Origin of the sequence: Amycolatopsis sp. BJA-103 (assembly GCF_002849735.1) — a bacterium.
Taxonomy (GTDB): Bacteria; Actinomycetota; Actinomycetes; order Mycobacteriales; family Pseudonocardiaceae; genus Amycolatopsis.
The window spans coordinates 2,353,815-2,379,044 of sequence record NZ_CP017780.1; the positions used below are offsets into that span (position 1 = coordinate 2,353,815).

Genomic DNA, 25,230 nt, shown 5'->3' on the forward strand with positions numbered 1-25,230 from the left:
TGCCCCATGACCGAGCGGGTACTGGTCGCCGTGTTCGCGACGCCGGTGGCGTCCTTCCTCCTGCGCTACGGCAAGGACCTCGGGTACACGCCGGTGTTGTTCGATCCGGACGGCGCACGGGCGACAGACGTCGAGGGCGGCTTCGAGGCCGTCTCGACGGTGCCGGACCTCGGAGCGGACGCCGACGTGGTCGTCACCGATCACGACCGGCCCGAACTCGGCGAAGTGCTCAAAGCGGTGCTCGACCGCCCGGCCCGGTGGGTCGGCGTGCTGGGCAACCCGCGCCACGCCGGCCCGCATGTCGTCGCGCTCCAGGCGCTGGACGTTCCGGCCGCCGAGATCGCCCGCGTGCATCGCCCGGTCGGGCTGAACATCGGCTCGCGTACGCCGCCGGAGATCGCCATCGCCACCCTGGCCGGGCTGCTCGCCGACCGGAACGGGCGTCCCGGCGGTTTCGAGTTCTAGAGCGCCACCGCTCCTTCCGGCATCGGCTCGAACCGGGCGTGCTTGCGGGTGAAGGTCGCCGTGCCCGAGGTCAGCGAACGCAGGTCGATCGCGTAGCGCAGTAGTTCCGCCGCGGGGACCTCGGCGCGGATGACCGTGCGGCCGCCTTCACCCGATTCGGTGCCGAGAACGCGGCCTCGCCGGGACGAGAGATCACCCAGCACGGTGCCCAGATGCTCGTCCGGAAGCCGCACCGCCACCTCTTCGAGTGGCTCCAGCAACGCGATCTTCCCGGCCGCGGCCGCCTCCTTCAGCGCCAGCGCGCCCGCCGTCTGGAACGCGGCGTCCGACGAGTCGACGCTGTGCGCCTTGCCGTCGACCAGGGTCACCCGGATGTCGATCAGCGGGTGCCCGTCGACCAGCCCTCGCTGGGCCTGCGCCCGGACTCCCTTCTCGACGCTGGGGATGAACTGGTGCGGCACCGAACCGCCGACGACCTTGTCCACGAACTCGAAGCCGGAACCCCGTGGCAGCGGTTGGACTTCGATGTCGCAGACGGCGAACTGGCCGTGGCCTCCGGACTGCTTGACGTGCCGCCCGTGCCCGCGGCCCGGCCCGGCGAAGGTCGACCGCAGGCTGATGCGGACGGGTTCGGTGTCCACGTCGGCGCCTCCCGCGCGCAGCCGCGACAGCACGACGTCGGCGTGGGCCTCGCCCATGCACCACAGCACGAGCTGGTTCGTCTCGGCGTTGCGGTCCAGCCGCAGGGTCGGGTCGCCCGCGACGAGCCGGGAAAGGTTGCGCGCCAGCGTGTCCTCGTCGCTGCGTGTCTTCGCGATGACGGCGACCGGCAGCAGCGGTTCCGGCATCGTCCACGGTTTCATGATCAGCGGGTCTTCGGGGGAGGAGACGGTGTCGCCCGTCTCGGCCGAGCCGACCTTGGTGAGCGCGCAGAGGTCGCCCGCGACGCAGTACGGGACTTCGCGCAGGTTCGCGCCGAGCGGCGAGTACAGATGCGCGACCCGCTCGTCGGCGTCGTGATCCTCGTGCCCGCGTTCGGCGAGCCCGTGGCCGGAGACGTGCACCGGGCGTTCCGGGCGAAGCGTCCCGGAGAACACCCGCACCAGCGACACCCGGCCGACGTAGGAGTCGACAGCGGTCCGGACGACCTCGGCGGCCAGCGGGCCGTCGGGATCGGCGCGGAGAAGCGCGTGCGGCTCGCCGGTGGGTGAGGTGACCTCCGGCGGGACGTGCTCCAGCGGTGAGGGGAAGGCACGGACGATCCCGTCGAGGACTTCGGCGAGCCCGACCCCCGTCGTCGCGCACACCGGGATCACCGGATGGAAGGACCCGCGGGCGACCGCGGTCTCGAGGTCGGCGATCAGCGTGTCCTCGGCGATCTCCTCACCGGAGAGATACCGGTCCATCAACGACTCGTCCTCGCTCTCGGCGATGACGCCTTCGATCAGTTCGTTGCGGGCCTCGGTCAGCCGGGCGAGATCGTTCCCGTCCGGCTCGCCGACTTCGGGCGGGAAGCCGTGCGAATAGTCGAAGTAGCGGCGCGTGATGAGCCCGACGAGACCGTCACGAGCGGGTAGGTACAGCGGCAGGACGCCGGCCCCGAAGGCCTCCTGGCAGGCCGCGATCTCGCCCTCGGGGTCGGCGCGGTGATGGTCGAGCCGGGAGACGACCACCGCCCTCGGCATCCCGACGGCCGCGCACTCCTCCCAGACCGCGATCGTGGCCGCGTCGACGCCTTCCGCCGCGCAGACCACGAACAGCGCCGCGTCGGCGGCGCGGAGCCCGGCCCGCAGTTCGCCGACGAAATCGGCGTACCCGGGGGTGTCGATGAGGTTGATCTTGTGGCCCTGGTGCAGCACCGGCGCGACCGAGAGGCCGACCGACCGCTGCTGCCGGACCGCGGCGGGATCGTGGTCGCACACCGTGGTGCCCTCCACGACCGAGCCCGCCCGCGTCACCGTGCCGGACGCGGCGAGCAGTGCTTCGGCGAGTGTCGTCTTGCCGGATCCCGACGGGCCGACCAGGACGACATTGCGCACTTTCGCCGGGTCGTCCACAGCGACGGCGGCCCCGGAGTCTCCGTTCTTGCTCTGTTTCTCGGCCATGCCGGTCTCCTCACCACACGACGCCGCGAACAGTGTGTCCTCGATCACACACCCGCGACCGCCGTCGCGGCAAGGCGACCGGCGAGGGACCCCCCGAATGTCGACCCGGCGCTATGCTCGATGGCGGACACCCGGAGGCGTATCCGAACCGAATCCGACGGTGGGGGATGAGCGATGGAGCTCGACAGGCGGACGGTGTTGCGACTGGCAGGTGCGGTCCCGATGCTGGCGGCGGTGCCCGCGGCGATCCCGGGGCACGGCGGCGGGGACGAATGGGAACGGCTGCGAGCCCGGCTGACGGGCACGCTCTTCCGGCCCGGTGAGCCGGGGTACGACGAAGCGCGGCTCGGGTTCTTCTCGCTGTACGACCATCGGCTGCCCGCCGGGATCGCGGTCTGCGCGAACGAGGACGATGTCCGGCGCTGTGTCGACTTCGCCGCGCGGCACCACGTGCCGATCGCGGCTCGCTCGGGCGGGCACAGCTACGCCGGTTACTCCATTGTGGACAAAGGGCTCATCGTCGATCTGTCCCGGCTGAACGCGATCGAGATCCGGCCGGGTGGCCGCGCGGCGATCGGAGCCGGCGCGCAGCTCGGCCAGGTGTACGAAGCGTTGGCGGCGGCGGGCCGCGCGTTGCCCGCGGGCAGTTGCCCGTCGGTCGGCATCGCCGGGCTGACCCTCGGCGGCGGGATCGGCGTCTTGGGCCGCAAGTACGGACTGACCTGCGACAGCCTGGAATCCGTGCGGTTCGTCGGCGCGGACGGGAAACTGCGTGTGGTGTCGGAGGGGACCGCGCCGGACCTGCTGTGGGCGTTGCGTGGCGGTGGCGGCGGCAACTTCGGCATCGTCACCTCGTTCACCTTCCGCACGGCGGCGGCCAGGACGCTGACGAACTTCGGACTGACCTTCCCGCCCGCCGTGCTGGCCGACCTGGTCGCGGCCTGGCAGGACTGGCAGCCCGCGATGCCTGACGAACTGTGGTCCGGGATGGGCCTCGGATCGGCGGCCGTCAACTGCGGTGGCTGTTTCGTGGGTCGTGCCACGGAGCTGAACCCGCTCATCGACGACCTCGTCCGCCGCGTCGGCACCGAGCCGCTCACCCGGGATGTGAGCGAACAGAGCCACCTGGCGACCATGCGCGCCTTCGCCGAGGAGACCCATTTCCCGGCCGCGGTGGCGCAGCGAGGGGAGTACGTCTCCACTTCGCGGATGCTGACCCATCGGGTTCCGGATCCCGGCGCGCTGGCGTCACTGCTGACCAGTGATCCCGAGCTGTACTCGATCGTCGACGCGTACGGCGGCGCGATCGCGCGGGTGCCGTCGATCGAGTCTTGCTTCCCGCACCGGTCCGCGCTCGGCAGTATCCAGATCACCCGCGGCCTGGCAGGCGGCGAAGCGCACGCGCGCCAGGTGATCGGCCGGGTCAGGGACGAACTCGGCCGGGAATTCGGGCAGGCCGGGTACGTCAACTACATCGACCCGGAGATGCCGGACTGGGCGAAGGCGTACTACGGCGACAGCCTGCCGCGGCTGCGCCGGGTGGCGCGGAAGTACGACCCGGACGGCCTGTTCGCCTTCGAGCAGGGCCTAGCCCGCTAACTCCCCTTCGCAATTCGTCCTCTGGTTGCGGTAGTTGCACGCGCAAGTACCGCAACCAGAGGACTGATTGCGGGCCAGATCACCCAGTGGACTGCTGAAATCGCCGCGAACTGGCCTGCTTCAGAGGTCCAAAAGCGGCCTACCCTCGGAAGCGTCACCCCTCCTCGTGCGCTTTCCGAAAGGTCCAGCAGTGTCTGACGACTCCACGAACACGGCCACCACCTCGCTCACCGGCACCGCCCGGGTCAAGCGCGGGATGGCGGAGATGCTCAAGGGCGGTGTGATCATGGACGTGGTCACCGCCGAGCAGGCGAAGATCGCCGAAGACGCCGGTGCCGTCGCGGTGATGGCGCTCGAGCGGGTCCCCGCGGACATCCGCGCGCAGGGCGGTGTCGCGCGGATGAGCGACCCGGATCTGATCGACGGCATCATCGAGGCCGTCTCGATCCCCGTGATGGCGAAGGCCCGCATCGGCCACTTCGTCGAGGCTCAGCTGCTGCAGTCGCTCGGCGTCGACTACATCGACGAGTCCGAGGTGCTGACCCCGGCCGACTTCGAGAACCACATCGACAAGTGGGCCTACACCGTGCCCTTCGTCTGTGGTGCGACCAACCTCGGTGAGGCGCTGCGCCGGATCAACGAGGGCGCGGCGATGATCCGCTCCAAGGGCGAGGCCGGCACCGGCGACGTCTCGAACGCGACCACGCACATGCGCAAGATCCGCGCGGAGCTGCGTCGCCTTTCCTCGCTGCCCGAGGACGAGCTTTACGTCGCGGCGAAGGAACTCCAGGCCCCGTACGAACTCGTCAAGGAGGTCGCGGAGAAGGGCAAGCTGCCCGTCGTGCTGTTTACCGCCGGCGGCATCGCGACCCCGGCCGACGCCGCGATGATGATGCAGCTCGGCGCCGAAGGCGTGTTCGTCGGCTCCGGCATCTTCAAGTCCGGCAACCCGGCGCAGCGCGCCGAGGCGATCGTCAAGGCGACCACGTTCTACGACGACCCGGACGTCATCGCGAAGGTTTCGCGCGGTCTCGGCGAGGCGATGGTCGGCATCAACGTCGCGGACTTGCCCGAGCCGCACCGGCTGGCTGAGCGCGGCTGGTAAGCGAATCGGTCGAGCGAGAGGCCCCGTGGACTTCTGTTCACGGGGCCTCTTCGCGTGCAACGCCGGAAGCAGTCGATCAGGTCACGGTCCTGCTACAGGCTCGGCGTGGGGACCGGCTTGGTCCAGTGCCCGGTGTTCGGTGTCGAGGTCGAGCAGGTCCAGCGGTGGTCGCTGTCGGGCTGGTCGCACCAGAGGGTGTGGGTGTCGCGGGTGACGGTGAGCCCGAAACGGTCCCATCCGGGCCGTTCCAGGTGGTTCCACAGCCGGTGGGCGCTCTCGACGACCCGCCAGAGGCGCCGTGGACCACCTTCGGTGACCGCGTGTGCCCCGCCCACCGCGGCGACGGAGACATGTGCCCAGGAGCCGTCCGGGGTGGAAAGGGTGACCGTGGTGGGCGGGCCGGTGGTGTCGGGTCCGGTGTAGCCGATCGATAAGTCCGGGCCGAGGTCGAACGCTGCCAGGAACCACACCACCATCGCGTTCCACGGCGTCCGCGGATCGACGGTGCTGGTTGACCGATGGGCGACGGTGGTGTCGCGGGCGGTCCAGGTGACGGTGCGGTCCGGTTCGCCCGGCTGATGGCGCAGCCCCATGAACGCCGCGTAGGTCGGATCGAACCGGCCCTCTGCCCGGTCGGTCCCGGTGCGGGTGATCCGGACGAGACTGCCCGCGCTTTGTGCGGTTTTCAGATCGGTCAATACCGCCCCACCTATCCGCAGTTGCTCCACCCACGCCCACGGGATAACCGGCACCGCGCAGGTCGCGATGATCCGATCGAACGGTGCGTGCTCCGGGAACCCGAGCACGCCGTCAGCCGCCACCAGGGTCGGGGTGTAGCCGAGCCCGGCCAGCCGAGTGCGGGCAAGGTCGATGAGGTCCGGTTCGACATCGATGGAGAACACGTTGCCGGAGCCGAGCCGGTGCGCCAGCAGCGCGGCGTTGTAACCGGTGCCGGTGCCTATCTCGAGGACCCGATGTCCACTGTGCACGTCCAGAGCTTCGAGCATCCGGGTCATCAGGCCAGGCTGGCTGGAAGACGAGAGCACCCGGACGGGGTCAGTGTCCCGGCGCAGCGCGGTGATCAGCGGCTTGTTGGAGTAGACCGCGTCCAGCCAGGCCTCCCGGCCGTTGTCGGTGCTGGTGTCGGATTCAGTCCAGGCGCCGGTGGCGTCCTGGGTGTAGAAGCGCGGCACGAGCTCGTGTCGCGCGACGGCCCGGACTGCGGCCTGCCACGCGGAGTCGGTGAGCTTGCCCAGCCCGGTGAGTGTCACGGCGAGTTCTGCGGCGTGGTCCTGCCACTGAACGTTCGGGCTGGTCGTCACGAGCACGCTCCCGCGAGTAGATCCGCCAGCGCCGCGGTGATCGGTGCGCCGGTCTGCGCTTCCAGCCATCCATACTGCCCTGAGGAATTGCTTTCGTAGAACACGAGCCGCCCGGTGTCCTTCTCGATGCCGAAGTCCAGTGCCGCATAGGCCAAGCCCAGCGCCTTCATGTACGCGCGGACCCCGGCCTCGACATCGGGCGGTGTGTCGATCAGCTCGTAGGTCAGCGCGCCGAAATCGGCCCGCCAGTCCACGTGTGCGGCGGCGGAGGTCGCGGTGATCAGGATGGTGAACATCCGCTCGCCGATCACTACCACCCGGGCTTCGGAGCCCTTGTCCACCCATGCCTGTGCCTGCAGCGCGGTAGACCCGACACCGCGCAGATCGTCGATGTCCGCAGTGGCGAACCGGCGGGTGTAGGCGACCTTGAGTTGTCCGCCTTCGGCGATGGTGTTAGGTCCGAACGACTTGTGCACCACGCCGCCCGGCAGCTTTCCGGCGAACCGGCGTACCGCGTCGGGAGAGTTGGTGACCAGCGTGGGGAGGACGTGCAGGCCGCACGCCGCGGCTGTGGTCAGCTGCAACGGCTTGTACATGCTGTCGGCGGCCCTGTTCGGATTGTTCGCCCATAGGACATCCGAAAGCGCAGCGAGCACGCCGCCGAATCCGAGCCGGGCCTCCCGGTGTGCGTAGGCGCGCTCGACTTCGGTGAGTTCGGGTGGGAACGCGAAAGCGGCCGGGTCGCGATACCAAATGGCGCGGATATCGCCAAGCTGCACGGAGCGGTACGCAGTGGTCAGGGTGCCGATCCAGTGGCCGCCCGTGAGTTCGGCGTCGAGCACGAGCCGGCGGGGGAACCAGCTCGTATCGGCGCGGAACACCGCGACATCCCGCCGGATCAGCTCCGCCACCAGCGCGTCGGTCGGAGCGTCGGCCTCCTGCGCGAGGATGAGAACGGTCATTCCTCTTCCCAACCCCAATTCTCCTCCGGACCTTCGTCGCCGTCGGTGGCGGACTTGGTCTTCCAGTCCTTGCCCATTGTTTCGATCAGCGGACGGCCGTCGGCATCGACCGCGACTTGCTGGTCGTGGCAATAGGAGACCACCTTCGTCACCGGGGTCGGCATGGACTGGGAGAACCGCAACCCGAACGGGCGGGTCTCCTCCGGACCCGCCGCCGCGGAGGTCACCGGGACGCGCACGGAGTAGCGGAATCGGGCGCTGGCCAAGGGGTCGTCGTCCAGCATCGAGCCGAGCAGATCGGCCATCGTGGTGTCTCCTTCATTCGGCTGAATGTCCTGCACGGCAACGATTTCGTTGTCCGCCAAGATCTCGTTCGGGTGATCGCGCAGCCACAGCAGCCGGGAACCGCAGGTGTCGCCAGTCGTCATTGCGGTGTCTGCCCCTTCCGTCGCGCCGCTGGAGGGAAGGACATCGCGAATGGCAGGCGTGCCTCTAGGGTGAGGGGCGACTCACGGTGCATTCACGCACACCCACGGTCCCCGAACCCTGCTCCGGAGGCGGCGATGACGACGGGCACGACCAGCACCACCGAACCCGGCGGCCCGGACGCTGAGGTGAATGTGTTCGCGGTCGAGCTCGAACGCTGGCGCGACGTGCGCGGCTTCTCCCGCGCTGCGCTGGCCAAGGCGATGGGCTATGACCGCTCTTACGTCTCGAAAGTGCTCTCCGGTGCCGAGCGGCCATCGGAGACCTTCGCCGGGCACGCCGAGGCCGCACTGCAAGCCGGCGGCGCCCTGCGCAGCGCGTTCCGCGACTTCGAGGCCAACCGCCCCGCCAAAGCCCGGCCTGTAGTGGGGCCGGTCGCCGACACCGCGGCCGGGATGGGTGGCCTGGTGGTCGACCACGACGATGCGACCCTGCGCTACGAGGACGGGGCCTATCGGCTCTCCCAGCGCCGTCACTTGGTCAACCAGGGCACCGAGCCGATCACCCGCTACCTGATCCGCATCTCTGTCGACCGGTATCCCGGAGATCCGGAGCGGTCGAACCAGCTCTACTCCGAGAATCCGCTGAGCTGGGACGAGATCGATTTACATGCTTGGCACGGGCGTGGCCGAGCGAACCCGATGGACTGGACGGCGCACCACGACCGGGACGCCTTCAAGGAAGTCTGGCTGCTCTTCTCGGGCGCGCACGGGCACTTTCCCTTGTATCCTGGCGAATCTTGTTGGATCGAGTACGAATACACCGTGACCGAGACGCACTGGGGGAACTGGTTTCAGCGCGCTGTCCGGCTCCCCACCAGGACCCTGTCGGTGTGCCTGGACTTTCCTGCCGAACTCGGTGCGTCGGTCTGGGGACTGCACACCTCGATGACCGCGCAAGCCGCGCCGTTCGCCACCGCCATCGGCCGCGACGACACCGGCGACCGGCACATCTTCTCCTGGTCGTGTGAGGACCCGCCGCTGCACGCTCGCTACCGGCTCGAATGGGACTTCCGCGGCCGCGCAGCGCGGACCGCCGGTGCTTCACCGAGCAAGGTCATGGCTTCGCTCGGCATCGTGCAGGACACCGACCCGGCGCTGCGTCAAGTAGCGCGCCGCTTCGACTTACCCACCGAAGCCGAAGACGCTCGCCGCGTCGTCACCGAGCTCAACTCAGCCGCCGAACGGGTCGCGCAGGCTCACACCTTCGGCAAGGGCATGGGTGTTGCCGCCCCGCAGATCGGGATCGACCGTGCCGTCGCCATCGTGCGCACCCCGGACGGCGAGGCGATCACCCTGTTCAACCCCACGATCATCGAATCTGGCGGCGAGGTCGACGAGCAGTACGAAGGCTGCCTGTCCTTCTTCGACGTCCGTGGCCGGGTTCCGCGCCCGCATGTCATCCATGTCGAGCACGCCGACATCGACGGCCAGACGAAGATCACCGTGTTCGAGCGCGGCGTAGCCCGCCTTGTCGCCCATGAGGTCGACCACTTGAACGGGAAGCTCTACACCGACCGGATGCGCGACGGCGTCGAGCCGATCCCGGTGGAGCAGTACCGCGGCACCGGATCGACCTGGAAGTACTGATGGAAATGCACTGGACTTCTCTGGTGTGACCGCCATAACCGGCAGTTACGGCCCTCCGGCGTCGGCTTTCGATGCCCTTACGGCCTTCGATCAGGGAAGAGTCGGGGGTAAGGGGTCGATCGGCCCCCGGGTGTAGGTGATCACCCGATGCCGGAGGGCACCCCTCAGGACGAATCTGGTCATTACCAAACGAGGTAGTGAGTTCCTGAGGGGAAACGATGATGAACAGCAACGACGTCCTGCTCGCCGAGGTGCTGGCCGAAGTGGACTACCGGACCGAGCGGATGCTGGATGCCGGTCGCAGCGTGTGGGTCGAGCGGGCCCGCCGGGCGGGTAAGCGGATCCGCGGGCACCGCGCCGAGGGCCGGGTTTCGGCCCAGTAGGGAAAGCCGATCAGGGAAGCTCCTTCAGCAGCCGGACGAGTTCGCGGGCGAACCGGTCGATGGTCTTGGCGTCGAACAGGTCGGTGGAGTACTCGAACGTGATTCCCAGGCCGTCGGCGTCTTCGGCGAACACGACGTAGAGCTCGGTTCTGGCGCAGCCGGGAACAGGCAATCCGCGCACGGTGGCCGAAACGCCGGGCAGGTCGAGTTCCCCTGGAGGCGTCGTGACCACGGTGAACAACACGGCGGGATAGCGCTCGACGTCTTGCCCGGACAGCGCGATCGTTTCCCTGAGCGGTAGGTCCTGGTGATCGAGAGAGGCGAACAGTTTCTCCGCGACGATCGGGATCACGTCGGACAGCTCCGCGGTTTCGCCGAGCCGGACGCGCAGGGGCACGGCCTCCCCGATCATGCCGACCGTCTGCTCGTGCTCGCGGCGGCTCCGGCGGGCGCTGGAGGTGGCGAGCACGAGGTCCCGTTGACCACAGGTCTCCGCGCCCCAAAGCGCGAACACGCTCGCGAGGAGTATGGCCCGAGTGCTGTGGGCGGCAGCGGCGAAGCCGTCGATGCGGCGCAGCTGTTCCGGCGTGAGACGCACGTGGTGCAGATCGCCCTCACCGGAAGGCCGGGCGGGCGGAACGCGGTCATAGGGCAGCCGCCAGCGCAGGTCGGCGTCCGCCAGTTCGGTTCGCCAGTAGTCGACGTCGGCGGAATGATCAGCGCCCGCTTGCCATCGCGCATAGTCGGAGTGCTGGCCTCCGGGCGCGGGCAGGGCGGCGGACGTCGCGTCGATCTCGGCGGCGTACAGCCGGGACAGCTCGTGCCACAGGATGTTCAGGGACCAGCCGTCACAGACCAGGTGATGCAGGACGAGCACCAGCACCCACCGGTCACCGGCGATCCGGCCGAGCCGGGCACGCAGCAACGGGCCTTCGGTGAGTTCGAACGGTTCCGCGACGACGCTTCCGCACCACGCGTCGATGCCGGTGCCGAGCTCGTCGAGAGGCAGGTCGAGCGCGAACGGGGCCAGCACTTCGATCATCCGCCCGGCGCCGGACGCCGCGACGCGGCCGCGCAAGGCGTCGTGCCGGGCCACCAGCCGGTCGAGCGCGCGGTGCAGTGCCCGCGGGTTCAGGTCGCCGCGCAGGTCGACGCGATGACCGACGTTGTAGACCTGAGGCCGCGGCTTTTCCGCCTGACGTTCCCAAAGCCTGCGCTGTAGCGAGGTCATCGGGACGGTCTGTGCGATTTGGCGGCCCAGTCCGGCCGCCATCGCGCGGATCGTGGGCGCGCGGAAGAACTCCGCGACCGAGACCTCCGCCCGGAACTCCTCGTTGATCCGGTTGACCAGCCTGACCACGGCGAGCGAATGCCCGCCCGCGTTGAAGAAGGACCGGTCGGCCGCCACGGCGTCCAGGCCGAGCTCCGCGCACCACAGCGCGTGCAGACGGAGTTCGAGCTCGGTGGACGGCGGGGCGGTGTCCCGGTTTTCGGCTGCGGCCGGTGGTTCGGGCAGGGCGGACCGGTCGAGCTTTCCCGTGGTGGTCATGGGCAAGCGGTCGAGCGCGACCCAGCGGGTCGGGATGAGGTAGGCGGGCAGGTCGTCCGCGAGGGCTTCGGCGATTCCCGTCCACGGCTCCGGCGCGGCGGTGTCGGCGAGTACGACGTAGCCGACGAGTTCCGCTTCGCCCCGGTGATCCGGCCGCACGATCACCGCGGCGTCCGCCACCGCGCCGAGGCCGGCCAGCACCCGTTGTGTTTCACCGGGTTCGACCCGGTTGCCGCGGATCTTGGCCTGGTCGTCGAGACGGCCGAGGAACTCGAGCGTGCCGTCGCCACGCCATCGGGCGAGGTCGCCGGTGCGGTACCACCGGTCTCCGGGCCGGAGCACGCCGGAGAGGAAAGCCGCGGCGGTCTCTTCCGGCTTGCCGACGTAACCTTCGGCCAGCCCGGCTCCGCCGAGGTGGATCTCGCCGACGGCGCCGATCGGAACTGCTCGCCCGGCGGGATCGACCAGCCGCAGCCGCACCCCGTCGATCGGGGCGCCGATCGGCGGACGGGGCCCGCGGCGCGGATCCACCAGGTGATCGGTGACGATGATCGACGCCTCGGTCGGACCGTACTGGTTGTGCAGCACGCAGCCGGGATTGTCCGCGAGGAAGCGGCGCAGCGCCGGGGTGAGCACGAGCGGCTCGCCGCAGCACAGGATCAACCGCAGCGACGGCGCGGTGAGGCCGGGTTCGACCAGGTACTTCAGCGGAGTGAACGGCATCAGGATCCGCTCCACCCGGTGACGGCCGATCGCGGTGGCGACGGCGTCACGATCCTTGTGCTGGTCGTCGTCGAGCAGCACGAGCGTCCCACCGGCGGCCAGCGTGGAGAAGATCTCCTGGACGCTGACGTCGAAGCTCGGTGAGGTCCAGTGCAGGGTGCGCATCGGCGGATGCTGATCACGTTGCCACGCGACGACGTTGGCCGGACCGCGGTGCGGGACGAGAACGCCCTTCGGGGTTCCGGTGGACCCGGAGGTGTACATGCAGTACGCAGGCGCCTCCGGTCGCACCTCGGGCAGCTCCGGCGCCTCCGGGCCCGGCAAGATTTCCTCGGCGAGTTGAACCGGAAAGTCGTTCAGCACCGGCTGGGAAACGCGAATGTCCTTTGTGGTCAGTACCAGGACGGCACCGCTGTCTTCCAGCATGTACCGGCACCGTTGCGGCGGCAGCCGCGGATCCAGTGGCAGGTACGCCGCACCACTCTTCAGTACGCCGTAGAGCGCGGCGATGAGTTCGGGGCCGCGGGGGAGGGACACCGCCACGATCTGCCCGGGTCCGACGCCCTGGCTCGCCAGCCGACGCGCGATCGTCTCGGCGCGCTGGTCCAGTTCCCGGTAGCTGATCTCGCCGTCGTCGCTGACCAGCGCCACCTCTCCGGGTGTCTCGGCGACCTGCTGCTCGACCATCGTGTGCAGGCAGCGCGCGGGGCGTTCCGGCGCACCGTTCTGCCACCGCTCCAGCAGCCGCAGGTCTTCTTCGACCGGTGTGGTCAGCTCGGACAGCCGAGCCGACGGATCCGCGGTCGCGCGGCGCAGTACCTGCGCCAGCAGGTCCAGCAACCGGGCGATGGTCGCTTCGTCGAACAGGTCGGTGCTGTACTCGATCAGGCAACGCAGGCCGTCACGGTGTGCCGTCAGATAGCAGGCGAGGTCGAAGGGCACCTCGTCGCGCGCCACGTCCAGCGCGGTGGCCGTCAGCGGCGGCGCGAAAGGCTCGTCCACGGCGTTCTCGAATTCGACCAGGACGTCGAACAGCGGGTTGCGGTTCGCCGCGCGGTCCGGATTCAGCATGCCGACCAGCTCGTCGAACGGGACCGCCCGGTGCTCGTAGGCGCCCGTGGTGCGATCCCGGACGCGCTGGGTCAGTTCGGCGAAGGTCGGATCCCCGGACAGATCGAGCCGTACCGGGACCGTGTCGAGGAACAGCCCGATCGTGTCCCTCGCCGTGTCCGGCCGGGTGCTGACGACCGTGCCGACCGCGAAGTCCTGCTGCACGCTGTAGCGGCCGAGCACCGAGCCGATCGCGCCGAGCACCGCCATGAACACCGTGCTCCCACACTCGGCCGCGAGGGCGCGGAGCGGCTCGCCGAGGCCGGCCGCCAGCTCTCTGCTCAGACCGGCGCCGCGTCTGGACACCACCGGCGGGCGCGGCCGGTCGGTGGGCAGCACGAGTTCGGGGGTCCCCTTCAGCTCATCGCGCCAGAACTCCGTGTCGGACGCGGGATTCCCGATCTCATCCGCCTCGAGAACCTGTCCGGGCCGCGCGGCAGGCAGGGCGGGCCACGCGCGGTAGTGCGCGGCGAGATCGCGGAGGAACACCGCCGTCGACGCCGAGTCGAACACGATGTGGTGGGCCACCAGGTAGAGCAGATGGCGATCGTCGGCGAGCCGGACCAACGCCGTGGCGACCAGTGGCCCGGCGTCGAGGTCGAACCGGATCCGCCCCACCGTGGCCTGGATCTCGGCCAGGGCTTCCGCTTCGGTGCGGCCGGACAGGTCGATCAGCGGACAGTCGACGGTCACCGACGGCCGAACGACCTTCCTCGGCACGCCGTCCCGCTCGCGGAACACCGTGCGCAGGCTGGGATGCGCCGACACCACGCGCGGCACCGACTCCCGTAGCGCCACGTCGTCCAACGGCCCGTCGATCCTGATCGCCTTGGGCTCGTGATAGGCGCCGGTGCCGGGGAACATCCTTTCCAGGAACCAGATCCGGCGCTGCGCGGCGGACAGCTCGTCCTCCCGTGCCGGCGCGCCCGGCGAATAGCGGCGGCGTAAACCATCGAGCAGCGGCAGGGCGTCGAGCACCTGCTCCCGGGGGACGCCGAAATCCACGAAAGCGGCGATCTCGTCGGCCCCCGCCGCGATCAGCGCGTCCACCATCGGCGCGCACTGATCGGGACCGCCGATCAACGCACGGGACTCGCAGTAGCGTTCGTACGCGCCACCCAGGACGAAATCGACGTCCTCATCGGTCGCGCCGTCCAGGTCGACCTTCATCCCGAGGCTGTTGCCGACCTGGTCGAGCAGGGAAAGCGACGAGCGCAGGTAATCGCAGAACGGCCGGAAAGCCCGCTGCCGCGCGGTTTCGTGATCCTCGCCGAGGAAAGTGTGCACGAGCACCACGACCCGTCCCTGGTCCGGATCGAGTCCGTGTTCCGCGCGGGTGCGGCGGTAGAGCGCGATGTTCTCGGCCAGGGCGGGCACGTCCTGGGTCATCAGATTGGTGACCACGCCGAGATCGGCGGCGGCGGCCCGGCGGTAGCTGTCCGGGTTGCCCACCACGGCCGCGAACAACGGCGGATCCTGTTGGAGAGGCGCGGGATGCAGGCGGACCCGGGTCGCGGTGCCGTCACCCGCGACGGCGTCGATCTCTTCTCCCGACCACAGCCGGCGCACGGTGTCCAGGTGTTCGTACATCAGGTCGCGGTGGCCGCCGAAATTCTCCGGGGCGAGCGTGAAATCCCTGGCGTGCCATCCGCTGGCCACGCACAGGCCGACCCGCCCGGAAGACAGGTTGTCCACAATGGACCATTCCTCGGCCACCCGGATCGGATGGTGCAGCGGGAGCACGACCGACCCGGCGTGCAGCCGGATCCGCTCGGTGTGGACGGCCAGCGCGGAGGCCAGCACCGACGGATTCGGGAACAGTGCGCCGAACGAGTCGAAATGCCGCTCCGGCAACCAGAGCGCGTGGAAGTCGTGCTGATCGGCGAACCGTGCCGCGTCCATGATCAGCCGGTACTTGTCGCTGGAGTCCCGGTCGGGATAGTCGCCGAAGAAGTAGAGACTGAAGGCGCAGCCGTTCCTCGTCGACGTCAGTCCTGGAACCGGCACGGGCACCGGACGGGCCGTGTGGTCGACCGGCTTCGGCACGGACGTCGGCGGCGGTTCGGGGGTCACGGTGTCGGCGGGCGCACCGCGCACCACGTCGAGCTGGCGGTGCATCAGGTCCGTCACCTGTCGCATCATGTCGTCCGCGAGCTGCAACTGCCGGGCCATCAAGCCGTGAAGTGAGGAGTCCTCGGCAGGGGCGGATGGCGGCTCGTCGTGTTCGCGGACCACCGGATCGGTCTCCGGGACTGCTCCGCCGCGCTGAACGATCAGTTCGGCCACCTTGGCCGGGGTCTGCGCCTCGGCGAGCAGCTCGCGAACACCGATTCGCACCCCGTAGACGTTCTGCAGTTCGCGGGCCAAGCCCATCAGTGCGAGCGAATCGGCGCCGCCTGCCACGAAAGTGGTGTCGTCGGAGAGCTCGCTCACGCCGAGACGCTCGGCGGCGAGGCGCCGGACTTCGGTGAGGACGGCGTCCGCGGGTGCGGGCCCGGCCGGAGCCGTCGGCTGAGCGAAACGTTTGCGCCGGTAGGGGTATCCCGGCAGCGGGACGCGCCGCCCGCCGGACACGAGCGCGGACCAGTCCAGGTCGGCGCCACGACGGTAAAGCGCCGCGGCGGCGCGCAGCACCGCGTCAGGCTCGTCCTCGGCGGGTGAGACGAGGGACGGGCGCCAGTATCGGTGTGGGAGAGCCGCGCCTCCGATCGAACCGAGCACCTCGCGCGGTCCGATCTCCAGGTAGGCCCCGCAACCGGTCCGTTCGAGCGCCCGAAGCGACTCGTCGAAGCGCGCTGTCTCACGGATTTGCCGACGCAGGTAGCGCGCGTCCACCGAGGCGCCCGTCGGGATCAGTCCGTCCAGATTGGACGCCAACGGAATCCGCAGCGGGCCGAACCGCGCCGCGGCGGCCGCTTGCTCGAACTCGTCGAGGATGGGATCGAGTAGTGCCGAGTGAAAGGCCCGGTCCACCGGAAGTCGTTGCCAGGAAAGGTGTTCCCGATCGAGTGCCGCTTCGGCGGCCGCGATCGCCGCTGCCGGCCCGGACAGTACGTGTGACCGGTCGCCATTGACCACCGCGACCTCGGTCCCGGTGACGGCGGCCAGCCGCCGGGCCTGCTCCGACGAGGCGCGGATCGCGATCATGCCGCCCGCCGCGGTCGCGTGCATCAGCCGTCCGCGCAGGCAGGTCAGCCGCAACCCGTCGGCCACACTGATCCCGCCCGCCACCGCGAGAGCCGCGTATTCCCCCAAGCTGTGCCCGGCCACGTAGTCCGGCTGGACGCCCCACGATCGCCACAACCCGGCCAGCGCGACCTGATAGCAGAAAAGCGTGGGCTGTCCGTCCTCAGTGGACATAACGATGGCCGGATCCGAGGTGCCGAGCAGCGCGTCGGCCAGCCCTGTCGCGCCGAACTCTTCGGCGAAACCCAGACACTCGTCCAGCGCTTCACGGAAGGTGGGGAACGCGTCACAGAGCCGTTTCGCCATCCCGCGATACGTCGACCCCTGCCCGGAGAAGACGAACGCGAGCGTGCCGAAACGTTGCGAGGCAACGGGTTCCACCGCGATCGAGTCGAGCGCGGCGGCCAGTTCGGCGGTGTCCCGGCCGACCACGGCGTGCCGATGCGCCCGGTGCGGTCTGCCGAGCGCCATGCTCGCCGCCACGTCCCGGGTCCGGAGTCCGGGATGCGCGCGCAGGTGATCCCGCAGCGCTCCGGTGAGCGCGGACAGTCCAGCCTCGTCGTTGGCCGACACGGGCAGCAGCACCGGTCCCTGTGCTGCCGGTGCGGGGACGGGCACCGGGGCCTGTTCCAGTACCAGGTGGACGTTCGTGCCGCCGACGCCCAGCGCGCTGACCCCGGCCCGCCGGGGTCCTTCGGTGATCCACGGGGTGTTTTCCTTCGCCAGCACGAACGGACTGCCCGCCAGCCGCAGTCCCGGGTTGGGCCGGTCCAGGTTCACCGTCGGCACCAGCTCCCCGTGACGCAGCATCAGCACCGTCTTGACCAATCCGGCGAGGCCCGCGCAGGTGTCCAGGTGGCCGATGCCGGGTTTGACCGAGCCGAGCGCGCAGAATCCCGTGTGCCCGGTTTCGCCGTAGGCCTGGCTGAGCGCCTCGAACTCGACCGGATCGCCCAGCGCGGTGCCGGTCCCGTGCGCCTCGACGTAGGTGACGGACGACGCCGGCACGCGTGCCCGCGCCAATGCCCGTCGGACGACCTCCGCCTGCCCGGACACGCTCGGTGTCGCGAAACCCGCCGTACGGCCGGCGTCGTTGTTCACCGCGGAGCCCAGGATCACCGCGTGCACCGTGTCCCCGTCGGCGATCGCCCGGTCGAGCCGTTTCAGCAGCACCGCGACCACGCCGTTGCCGCCGACCGTGCCGTCCGCGTTCGCGTCGAAGGCCCGGCAGGCACCGGTCGGCGACAGGATCCCGCCTTCGTACGGCCGGTAGCCGGAATCCTGCGGCAGATGGATCGCCGCCGCTCCGGCCAAAGCCAGGTCGGCGTCCCCGGTGAGGAGCGCCTGCCCGGCCAGATGCACCGCGACCAGCCCGGTCGAACACGCAGTCTGCACCCCGATCGCGGGTCCCGACAGTCCCAGCCGGTACGCCACCCGGCTGGCCAGGAAGTCGGGTTCCGACCCCATCGCGGCCTGCATCGCGGCCAACTCGTCCGCGGCGGGCGGGCGCCCGTTCTCCCGTGCGCGCCGCTGGTGGCCGTAAAGCTGCATGCCCGCTCCGGCGAACACGCCGATCCTGGTGCCTGCACCGGTCGCCGCGTACCCGCCGAGTTCGAGCGCCTCGTGGCAGCACTCCAGGAACAAGCGGTGCGCCGGGTCGGTCAGGGCCGCCTCGTGCGGGCTCATCCCGAAGAACTCCGCGTCGAACGAGTCCACGTCGTCGAGCACGCCCCCGACCGGAACCACCCCCGGCTCCACCGGGTGGGCGAAGGTCCGCACACTGCACACACCGTCGCGCAGGTTGGCCCAGAACGAGGCGAGGTCCGGCGCACCGGGCAACCGCGCCGCGATGCCGATGATCGCGATCCGGTCTTCGGACGCCGGGGTCTCCGGTGCGGCGGGGCGCGGCCGCCGGGCGGCGCCTGCCAGGCTGCCGGCGAGGGCGGCGGGGGTCGGGTACTCGAACACCGCGGTCGGCGACACCTCACGGCGCAGTCGCCCGCTGAGGGTCGAGGCCAACTTGACCACGGACACCGAGGTCAGGCCCGCCTCATAGAACGGTGTCGCCGGATCGACGTCGTGGCCGAGTATCTCCCGGACAGCCGACAAGACCGTGGACTCGACGTCGGCGGGCGCGGTGCCCGCCTGCCCGAGTTCCCCGGCGGTCAGCCGTCGTCGCAGCTCGGCCCGCTGAACCTTGCCGCCGCCCGTCCGCGGAAAGGATGCGGGCGCGACCAGGACGACCCGGGTCACCGTCAGCCGCAACCGGGTGAACACCGCCTGGCGCACCGCCGTCGCGACCGCGTCGAACTCGGCCGCGGGTGCCGTGCTGGCCAGCAGGACGATCAAATCCTCCGTACCGGTTTCCGCGTTGGGAACGCCCACCGCGGCCACCTCACCCGCGCGGGCACCGCCCGCCGCGCAGACGACTTCCTCGATCTCGTGGCAGAAATGGTTCTGTCCATTGAGGATGATCAGATCCTTGGCGCGCCCGGTGATCACCACCTGCCCGTGCGCCAGAAAGGCGAGATCGCCTGTGTCCAGCCAGCCCGGCTCGGGGAACGCGGCGCGATTCGCCGCTTCGTCGTGCAGGTAGCCGGGCGTGACGCGCGCCGAGCGCAGCTGCAGCCTGCCGATCTCACGCTCGCGCAGCAGCTCGCCCCGGTCGTCCACCACCCGCACACTCGCCCCCGGCGCGGGCGGCCCGACCGCCACGAAAGTGCTGTACTCGTGCTCTTCCGCGGATTCGGGGGCGTGGCGTAGTTCGCCGCCGAGGCTGGACTTCAGGACACGGTGCACGCTTTCCGGCGTACCGAGCCTTCCGAAGGTGATCGCGGTGACCGTCTCCGTCATGCCCCACACCGGCATGATGGTGGTCTCCTCGATGCCGAACGGGGCGGTGCGTTCGAGAAAACGCGCCAGCACCGGTAGCTGGATTTGTTCCCCGCCACAGAGCAGCGTCCGGACCGCGGACAGGTCCAGGTCGCGGGTGTTCTCGGACAACGCCGAGGCAACCTGGGCGAAGCCGAACATCGGCGCCCAGCTGTGTGCGACCCGGTACTCCGCGAGCAGATCCATCCAGGTGCCCGGCCGGGCGAGGACCAGTTCGGTCGGGACGTGCACGTTGGTCACCCCGGCGAACACTTCGAGCACGTGGTAGATCAGCAAAGCGCCACTGTGGTCGATCGGAAGCCAGTTCAGTGTGGTGTCACCGGCCCGCAGGCCGAGCGATCTGCGGGCTCCTGCCGCGAATTCCAGCAGGCCGCGATGCGTCAGGGGGATTCCCTTCGCCGCGCCGGTGCTCCCGGAAGACAGCATCACGAGCGCCGGATCGGCCAGGCTTGGCCGGTGCACGTCGAGTTCGGGCAGCGCGCTCATCGGCTCCGTCGGGACCCGCGCGGTCCGCAAGCCGGGCAAGCCGGGGTCCGCGTCCGCGACGAGCACGAGGGGATCGTGCAGCAGGTTCGCCACGTGCCGGACCCGTCGCCGTAACGCGTCGTCCCCTGTCGCGCCCGCGATCGGCACCGGCAGCGCACCACCGAGTACGCATCCCCAGAAGAGGGGGAAGAACTCGGCGAGCGGCAGTCCGGAAAGCACGACCGGGTCGCCGGGGCCGACTCCGAGATCCCGCAGCCGTGCCTGGACCGCGCTCGCCCTGGCCAAGAGTTCCGGATAGGGACAGCGATCCGGCCTGCCCGCCGAATCCAGGGTCACCACCGCGTGGCCGGGTGCGCCGGCCGCGGCGTTCCGCAACGCCTGCGCGAGATCCACCCGCTCGCCGTCACCCAGGTCGAGTGGTTCTCCGTGAACCAGCGCTTCCCCCATTACGACCCCTTCTTCGATACCTGACGGCCTCGTATGCGCAGCAAGACGATTCCCGCCACGAGAACCGGAAGACAGTGGTAGGCCGCGACCACGACCGGCGGAGACGCCACCTCGAGCACCAGCCCGCAGGTGGCCATCCCGGCGGCGAAACCCGCCGTCTCCGCGGTGGCCGACAGGCCGAACAACCGGGCACGCTCCGCCTCCGGCGCGGCCTGCAGCCTGCTGAGATACGCGACCTCGGTGAGCCCGTCGGCGAGGCCGGCGACGAACAGCACCGCCACCAGCACCGGAACCGGCAGCCCGGTGAACGCGACCACGAAGGCCACGGACATGAGCACGGTCCCCGCCGCGAACACCCGCTCGTCGAGCCGGACCCCGCCTCCGCGATCCATCCTGCGCACCACCCACTGCACCGCGATGCTGCCGATGGCCCACGCGGTCCAGAACCAGCTCATGAACGCGTACGGCGCGCCCGGCCACTCCGTACCCGCGTGGATCGGGAGCGCCACGTTGTGCGACGCCGACCCGAAGGCGTCCGAGCCACGGATCAGCACCAGGGCGAGGACGGCCAGCGGCAGTCCCGCCAGTGCCGGCGACCTCGGACCGGTGGACGGCACACTGCCTTCGTCCTGGCCGGATACGTTGGTACGCAAGGGAAGAATCCACAACACCGCCGCGGACACCAAGAACGACGCGGCGTTGACCAAGAACGCGGCCTCGAACCCGCCTGCCAGGACCACGACGGGTGCCGACGCATAGCCCAGCACCGTTCCCAGTGACCGCCCCGCGACCAGCCGGCCGTTCGCCCGGACCCGGTGCTCCTGACCCACCATCGCGGGCACGCTCGTCCGCAGCGACACCGAGAAGACCGTGTTGCCGACACCGAGCACGGCGGCGGCCACCATCAGCCCGCCGAGCCCCGCCGCCCGCCCGGCGATGCCGAGCACGATCATCGCCGTCGCCTGTGCGAGATCCGCGCAGACCATCAGCCGCCGTCGATCGAAGCGCGCGGCCAGCTTCCCGGCCAGCACTCCGGACAGGAGGCCGGAACCGACGCGGACGGCCATCACCGCCCCGAGGCCGACCGGCCCGCCGGTCACCTCCAGGGTGAACAGGCTCAGCGCGATCAGGTTGAGAAAGGTCCCGAACGACGACACCGAGTACGCCACGAGGAACGCCCAGAACGCGGCGCTCCCGGCGTCGGCCGTCCTGGTACGAAAGACGAGCATCGAAGCCTCTGATCGTTTGCCCGAACCGGTCCGGCGCGGCCTTGTCCTCCGGCGGAATTCACCGGGGAACAGCGAGGTCAGCCCGTTTCGGCCGCGAGGGAAGAAAGCCGGCCGGAAAATGCGGACGCGGCGGGCCCGTTCCGGGCCTGAGGTCACGGTGTCCCGGCGGATCGCCGGGCGCGGAATGGAATTTCACGGTTCGGGTCGAATCCGGTTTTCAGCATGTCAAGCCCCCAAAGCCGACTCACCCGCCCAGCGGCGGGTGATTGCCAATAATGCTGCCTTTTCATGAGTACCATCGCACGTCGGCCCGGGCAAGGATTCGTCCCTGATGCGCAATACGAGCCGATGGCATCTCGGGCCCGTCATCGAAATCGGCATTCCGATCGCCGCCCGCGCGGTCGGACATTTTCCGACAGAGCCGGAGCCCTTCAGTCCAGCTGGCGGTCTTCGCGCGTCTTTTTGGTGAGTGACCTGCCGACGTAGATCAGCCCGCCGGTCAGGACCACGATGTCGTCGAAGTAGACCGGGTCGGGCAACAGGTCGAACGGGAACACCGTGTAGGCCAGGGAAAGCCAGTAGGCGACCTTGGTCGGTACCGGCGTGTCCGGCTGATGCACCTGACGGTGTTTCCGGACCAGCTTGACCAAGAGGAACAGCGCGACCAGGACGAAGACGATGATCAGCACGACGGCCACGACACCGAGCGTCGTCCACAGAGACTCCACGCGACCCTCTCTCACCACGACGACAACCGAGCACGGCACCACCACGGTAGTGCACCGGCTCACCCGGCCGCCGGCTCACCGGGATTGGCGAGTTCATAGCGCGAGGTGGCGCCGGTTTTCCGCATGGAGTGGGCGATGTGTTGTTCGACCGTGCGAATCGACAGGCCCAGCCGGGTGGCGATCTGGGCGTTGGTGCGGCCGGCGCAGGCGAGCTGGGCGACCTCGGTCTCGCGCGGGGAGAGCGTGGAGCCGTAGCTCGGCCGCCCGCGGCGCCGGGGCTTGCGGGTGTCGAGTGTCTCCTGGGTGCGGCGCTCGGACACCGTGGCTCCCAGGGAACCGAAGATCCCGACGGCGACGGAGAGGTCATCGGTGTCCTGCCGCAGTTCGGTGTGGAGGTATCGGTCACGCCACACGTGTGTCGTCGCGATCCAGTACGGGCGGCCCACGTCGGTGAAGGAGTCCAGTGCGGTGTCGTAGCGGTTCAGCACGTCGTCGGGCGCACCGTGTCCCAGGTCGAGGTCTATCGCTTTGCCGAGGGCGAGGCTGGCCATCGCCGCGGGCGCGTCCTTGCCTTCGAGCCCGGTCTCCATGGCCGAGAGCAGCTCCGGGATCTGGTCGCGGTGTCCGGCGTTGTGCAGTAGTTCGACGGCGATGGGCGCGATTTCACTGGCCCATACCCAGATGCCGGTGTCGTGGATGACCCGCAACGCGGCGTCGAGTTCTCGTAGCGCCGCGGTTTTGGCTCCGCGGTGGTAGTGGTGACGGGCGAGCAGTGCCGCGGCGGTGGCGCCGACCGGCGGTGCGGCCGCCGCGCGGGGCCGGGCCGCGCTCACCTCCGAGAGCAGGGCGACCGCGGCCTGGTGGTCGCCGTGTTCCAGGGCGAGCGCTCCGGCGACGAGGCGGCATTCGGAGGCGACGAGGGGAAGCGAGTCGTACCGGTCGACGAGTGCTTCGGCGGTGATCCGGAGATCCCGCCAGTCGCCTCGTAACCAGTTCAGCAGCGCCGCCGCGACACGGAGTTGTTCGGACAGGTAGTCGGCCCCGAGCTGATGGGACCACGTGCGGCCGCGGGCGAGATAGCGCTTCGCGGCGGCGTAGTGGCCGAGCCAGCTGGTGCAGTCGGTGAGATTCAGGCAGCCGCGCATCCGCTGCCGGGCGAGGTGCGGGTCGTCGGTGTCGCCGGTGACGACTTCGGCGGCCTCCCACGCTTCGGGCGCGCCGATGGTCATCAGCGTGGTCAACCTGTTCACCTGGATGGTCGCGGCGGTCAGCGGATCGGGCAGGCAGGCCTGGCCGAGCCCGCCGTCGAGCCGCTCGAGCCAGCCGAGGTGCGTGTCGATGTGCCGGTGGCCGGTGTAGGGAATCGCGAGTGAGGACATCACTTTCAGCGCGAGGGGCGGATCGCTGTCCTTGAGCTCGTCGGCGGCCTTCTCCAGCTCCCGGTAACCGTCCTCGTGTTCTCCGGTCTGGCTGAGCAGGAGAATTCCCAGGTTGTTGCGTAACTCGCCCCGGGTGGCCGGTGGGAGGGGGACCTCGGAGAGGATTTCGCGGACCGTGGAGACGATCTGGTCGCAGTCGAGACCGTCGAAGGCCGCGCGGCTCAGGGTGGTCGCGAGATGGACGCGGTCGGGGTCGCTGAGGTCGGCATGACGAAGCAGCGCCCGGAGCAACCGGACGGCGGTGCTCCAGTCGCCTTCGCGCAGCGCGATGTCGGCGTGATGACGGCTGTACTCGAGCCAGTGGCCGGTGTCGCCCGCTTGGCGGAGGTGATGAGCGGTGAAGACCGGGTCGTGCGGCCGTAGTGACGCGGCCGCACGGTGAAGTCCGCGTCGCAGGACGGGAGACGTCGACTCGTGGACGGCGCGCCGGGCCAGTTCGCGGTGCCAGCCGTACCGGTTCGGCCGTGTTTCCCGCAGGATCCCGATCTCGATCGCCTCCGGGAGTGCGACGCTGATCGCGCCTCGCCCCAGACCGGACAGCGTGCGCAACTCGTCCTCGGTGGCTCCCTCCGCGCAAAGGGCGGCGGCGAGGAGCACGGCTCGCACGTCTTTGCCGCACAACCGCAGTCGCTCGGCGTGGACGTCGAATACCGCCCTGGGCAGGCGTCCGCTCTTCTCTCGTACGAGAGCGCTGATCGCGTACGGCAGCCCTTCGGCCGAGGGCAGTGAACGGCTCAGCGAAGGGGAAAGCGGGCTTCGACCGGAAAGGGTTTCGGCCAGTTCGGTGGCTCGTGACTCGTCGAGCGGTGCGAGTGAAAGCGTTTCGACGGGAAAACCCGGACCGGCCAAGTGGGTCAGCCGAGGGGAATCGCCGTGAGGCCGATAGGTGAGCACCATCGACAACGCCGATGATCGCCGTGTGCACAGATAGCGCAGAAAGGCGCGGGTGGCGGAATCGCTCCACTGAAGGTCGTCGAGCAGCAATATCGTCGGCACCTTCGATGAGAAGAGTGCGCGCAAAGCGCGGAAACAGCGGGCGAGATCGGCTCGGGGATCGGGTAGGGGCGGAAGAGCGGCAGGCAGCCGATCGGCGAGTTCGGGCAGCCGCGGAGCCAGCGCGCCCAGAACGGCATCGCCTTGGCGGGGAACAAGTCTCGGGTCGCTGAGCGCGGCCTCCAGCAGTGGCTCGAGGTCGCCGGAAAAGGGCGCGCACCGTCCTGAGAGGACGAGCCGGGATTCCGCTGTGTACCGCGCGCGCAGCCGCTCCTGCAGACGGGTCTTGCCGACTCCCAGTTCCCCTTCCACCAGCACGACCGCGGACGTGCGAGCGACCAGGCCGGCGATCGCCTCCTCCGCCCGTCCCGAGTCCATCCCGACACCGTAAGCACGGGCAAGAGGGTGGGCAACCACAGAAAGTCTGCCGAT

Annotated in this window: 13 protein-coding genes; 5 read left to right on the plus strand and 8 right to left on the minus strand. The window is 69.7% G+C overall.

Going from position 1 to position 25,230, the window contains the following annotated elements:
• The first annotated feature begins 6 nt into the window (after positions 1-6).
• Positions 7-465 carry an XdhC family protein gene (locus BKN51_RS09805; RefSeq protein ID WP_101607338.1) on the plus strand — a complete coding sequence of 153 codons (459 nt, stop codon included), beginning with the start codon at positions 7-9 and terminating at the stop codon, positions 463-465.
• Here BKN51_RS09805 and BKN51_RS09810 read toward each other — a convergent pair.
• Positions 462-2,570 carry an elongation factor G-like protein EF-G2 gene (locus BKN51_RS09810; RefSeq protein WP_101613144.1) on the minus strand — a complete coding sequence of 703 codons (2,109 nt, stop codon included), beginning with the start codon at positions 2,568-2,570 and terminating at the stop codon, positions 462-464. The two genes, BKN51_RS09805 and BKN51_RS09810, sit on opposite strands and share 4 nt — an antisense overlap.
• Before the next feature lie 174 nt (positions 2,571-2,744).
• On the opposite strand from BKN51_RS09810, the gene BKN51_RS09815 reads away from it, so the two are divergent.
• Together BKN51_RS09815 and pdxS are read left to right on the plus strand one after the other, a co-directional pair.
• Positions 2,745-4,169: an FAD-binding oxidoreductase gene (locus BKN51_RS09815; protein WP_101607339.1), complete on the plus strand. Its 1,425-nt coding sequence runs from the start codon at positions 2,745-2,747 to the stop codon at positions 4,167-4,169.
• 190 nt (positions 4,170-4,359) lie between these two features.
• Positions 4,360-5,274, plus strand: a complete 915-nt coding sequence (pdxS, locus tag BKN51_RS09820) for a pyridoxal 5'-phosphate synthase lyase subunit PdxS (RefSeq protein WP_101607340.1) — start codon at positions 4,360-4,362, stop codon at positions 5,272-5,274.
• A 92-nt stretch (positions 5,275-5,366) separates the two neighbouring features.
• Here the strand turns inward: pdxS and tgmC are convergent, their stop codons facing one another.
• From tgmC to tgmA, 3 genes are read right to left on the minus strand one after another with little or no spacing between them, the layout of a single operon-like run.
• The gene (gene tgmC, locus BKN51_RS09825) at positions 5,367-6,596 is read right to left on the minus strand and encodes an ATP-grasp peptide maturase system methyltransferase (RefSeq protein WP_233224147.1); all 1,230 of its coding nucleotides are present in this window, start codon (positions 6,594-6,596) and stop codon (positions 5,367-5,369) included.
• The gene (gene tgmB / locus BKN51_RS09830) at positions 6,593-7,558 is read right to left on the minus strand and encodes an ATP-grasp ribosomal peptide maturase (RefSeq protein WP_101607342.1); all 966 of its coding nucleotides are present in this window, start codon (positions 7,556-7,558) and stop codon (positions 6,593-6,595) included. The genes tgmC and tgmB overlap by 4 nt, the downstream gene beginning before the upstream one ends.
• Entirely contained in the window at positions 7,555-7,986 is a 432-nt protein-coding gene (gene tgmA / locus BKN51_RS09835; RefSeq protein WP_233224148.1) for a putative ATP-grasp-modified RiPP, read from the minus strand. The genes tgmB and tgmA overlap by 4 nt, the downstream gene beginning before the upstream one ends.
• A 135-nt stretch (positions 7,987-8,121) precedes the next feature.
• Here tgmA and BKN51_RS09840 point away from each other — a divergent pair, with 135 nt between their 5' ends.
• Both BKN51_RS09840 and BKN51_RS43035 read left to right on the plus strand, forming a co-directional pair.
• The gene (locus BKN51_RS09840; RefSeq protein WP_101607343.1) at positions 8,122-9,633 is read left to right on the plus strand and encodes a peptide deformylase; all 1,512 of its coding nucleotides are present in this window, start codon (positions 8,122-8,124) and stop codon (positions 9,631-9,633) included.
• A 218-nt stretch (positions 9,634-9,851) separates the two neighbouring features.
• Entirely contained in the window at positions 9,852-10,016 is a 165-nt protein-coding gene (locus BKN51_RS43035; RefSeq protein WP_158255806.1) for a hypothetical protein, read from the plus strand.
• 10 nt (positions 10,017-10,026) lie between these two features.
• Here the strand turns inward: BKN51_RS43035 and BKN51_RS09845 are convergent, their stop codons facing one another.
• The 4 genes from BKN51_RS09845 to BKN51_RS09860 all read right to left on the minus strand — a co-directional run bounded on the left by BKN51_RS09845 (position 10,027) and on the right by BKN51_RS09860 (position 25,176).
• Positions 10,027-20,409: a hybrid non-ribosomal peptide synthetase/type I polyketide synthase gene (locus BKN51_RS09845; protein ID WP_101607344.1), complete on the minus strand. Its 10,383-nt coding sequence runs from the start codon at positions 20,407-20,409 to the stop codon at positions 10,027-10,029.
• A complete protein-coding gene (locus tag BKN51_RS09850; protein WP_101607345.1) occupies positions 20,409-21,638 on the minus strand; it encodes an MFS transporter in 1,230 nt (409 codons plus the stop codon). The genes BKN51_RS09845 and BKN51_RS09850 overlap by 1 nt, the downstream gene beginning before the upstream one ends.
• A 431-nt stretch (positions 21,639-22,069) precedes the next feature.
• Positions 22,070-22,366 (minus strand): YkvA family protein, encoded by a 297-nt coding sequence (locus BKN51_RS09855; protein ID WP_101607346.1) that lies wholly within the window; start codon positions 22,364-22,366, stop codon positions 22,070-22,072.
• Between the two features lie 59 nt (positions 22,367-22,425).
• The gene (locus BKN51_RS09860; RefSeq protein ID WP_101607347.1) at positions 22,426-25,176 is read right to left on the minus strand and encodes an AAA family ATPase; all 2,751 of its coding nucleotides are present in this window, start codon (positions 25,174-25,176) and stop codon (positions 22,426-22,428) included.
• Between the last annotated feature and the right edge of the window lie 54 nt (positions 25,177-25,230).

What these genes read in the sequence shown, in the direction of transcription:
- BKN51_RS09805 (WP_101607338.1), top strand. Translation starts at nt 7, where the DNA reads ATGACCGAGCGGGTACTGGTCGCCGTGTTCGCGACGCCGGTGGCGTCC.
- BKN51_RS09845 (WP_101607344.1), bottom strand. Translation starts at nt 20,409, where the DNA reads ATGGGGGAAGCGCTGGTTCACGGAGAACCACTCGACCTGGGTGACGGC.
- BKN51_RS09850 (WP_101607345.1), bottom strand. Translation starts at nt 21,638, where the DNA reads ATGCTCGTCTTTCGTACCAGGACGGCCGACGCCGGGAGCGCCGCGTTC.
- tgmB (WP_101607342.1), bottom strand. Translation starts at nt 7,558, where the DNA reads ATGACCGTTCTCATCCTCGCGCAGGAGGCCGACGCTCCGACCGACGCG.
- tgmA (WP_233224148.1), bottom strand. Translation starts at nt 7,986, where the DNA reads ATGACGACTGGCGACACCTGCGGTTCCCGGCTGCTGTGGCTGCGCGAT.
- BKN51_RS09810 (WP_101613144.1), bottom strand. Translation starts at nt 2,570, where the DNA reads ATGGCCGAGAAACAGAGCAAGAACGGAGACTCCGGGGCCGCCGTCGCT.
- BKN51_RS43035 (WP_158255806.1), top strand. Translation starts at nt 9,852, where the DNA reads ATGATGAACAGCAACGACGTCCTGCTCGCCGAGGTGCTGGCCGAAGTG.
- BKN51_RS09860 (WP_101607347.1), bottom strand. Translation starts at nt 25,176, where the DNA reads ATGGACTCGGGACGGGCGGAGGAGGCGATCGCCGGCCTGGTCGCTCGC.
- BKN51_RS09815 (WP_101607339.1), top strand. Translation starts at nt 2,745, where the DNA reads ATGGAGCTCGACAGGCGGACGGTGTTGCGACTGGCAGGTGCGGTCCCG.
- BKN51_RS09840 (WP_101607343.1), top strand. Translation starts at nt 8,122, where the DNA reads ATGACGACGGGCACGACCAGCACCACCGAACCCGGCGGCCCGGACGCT.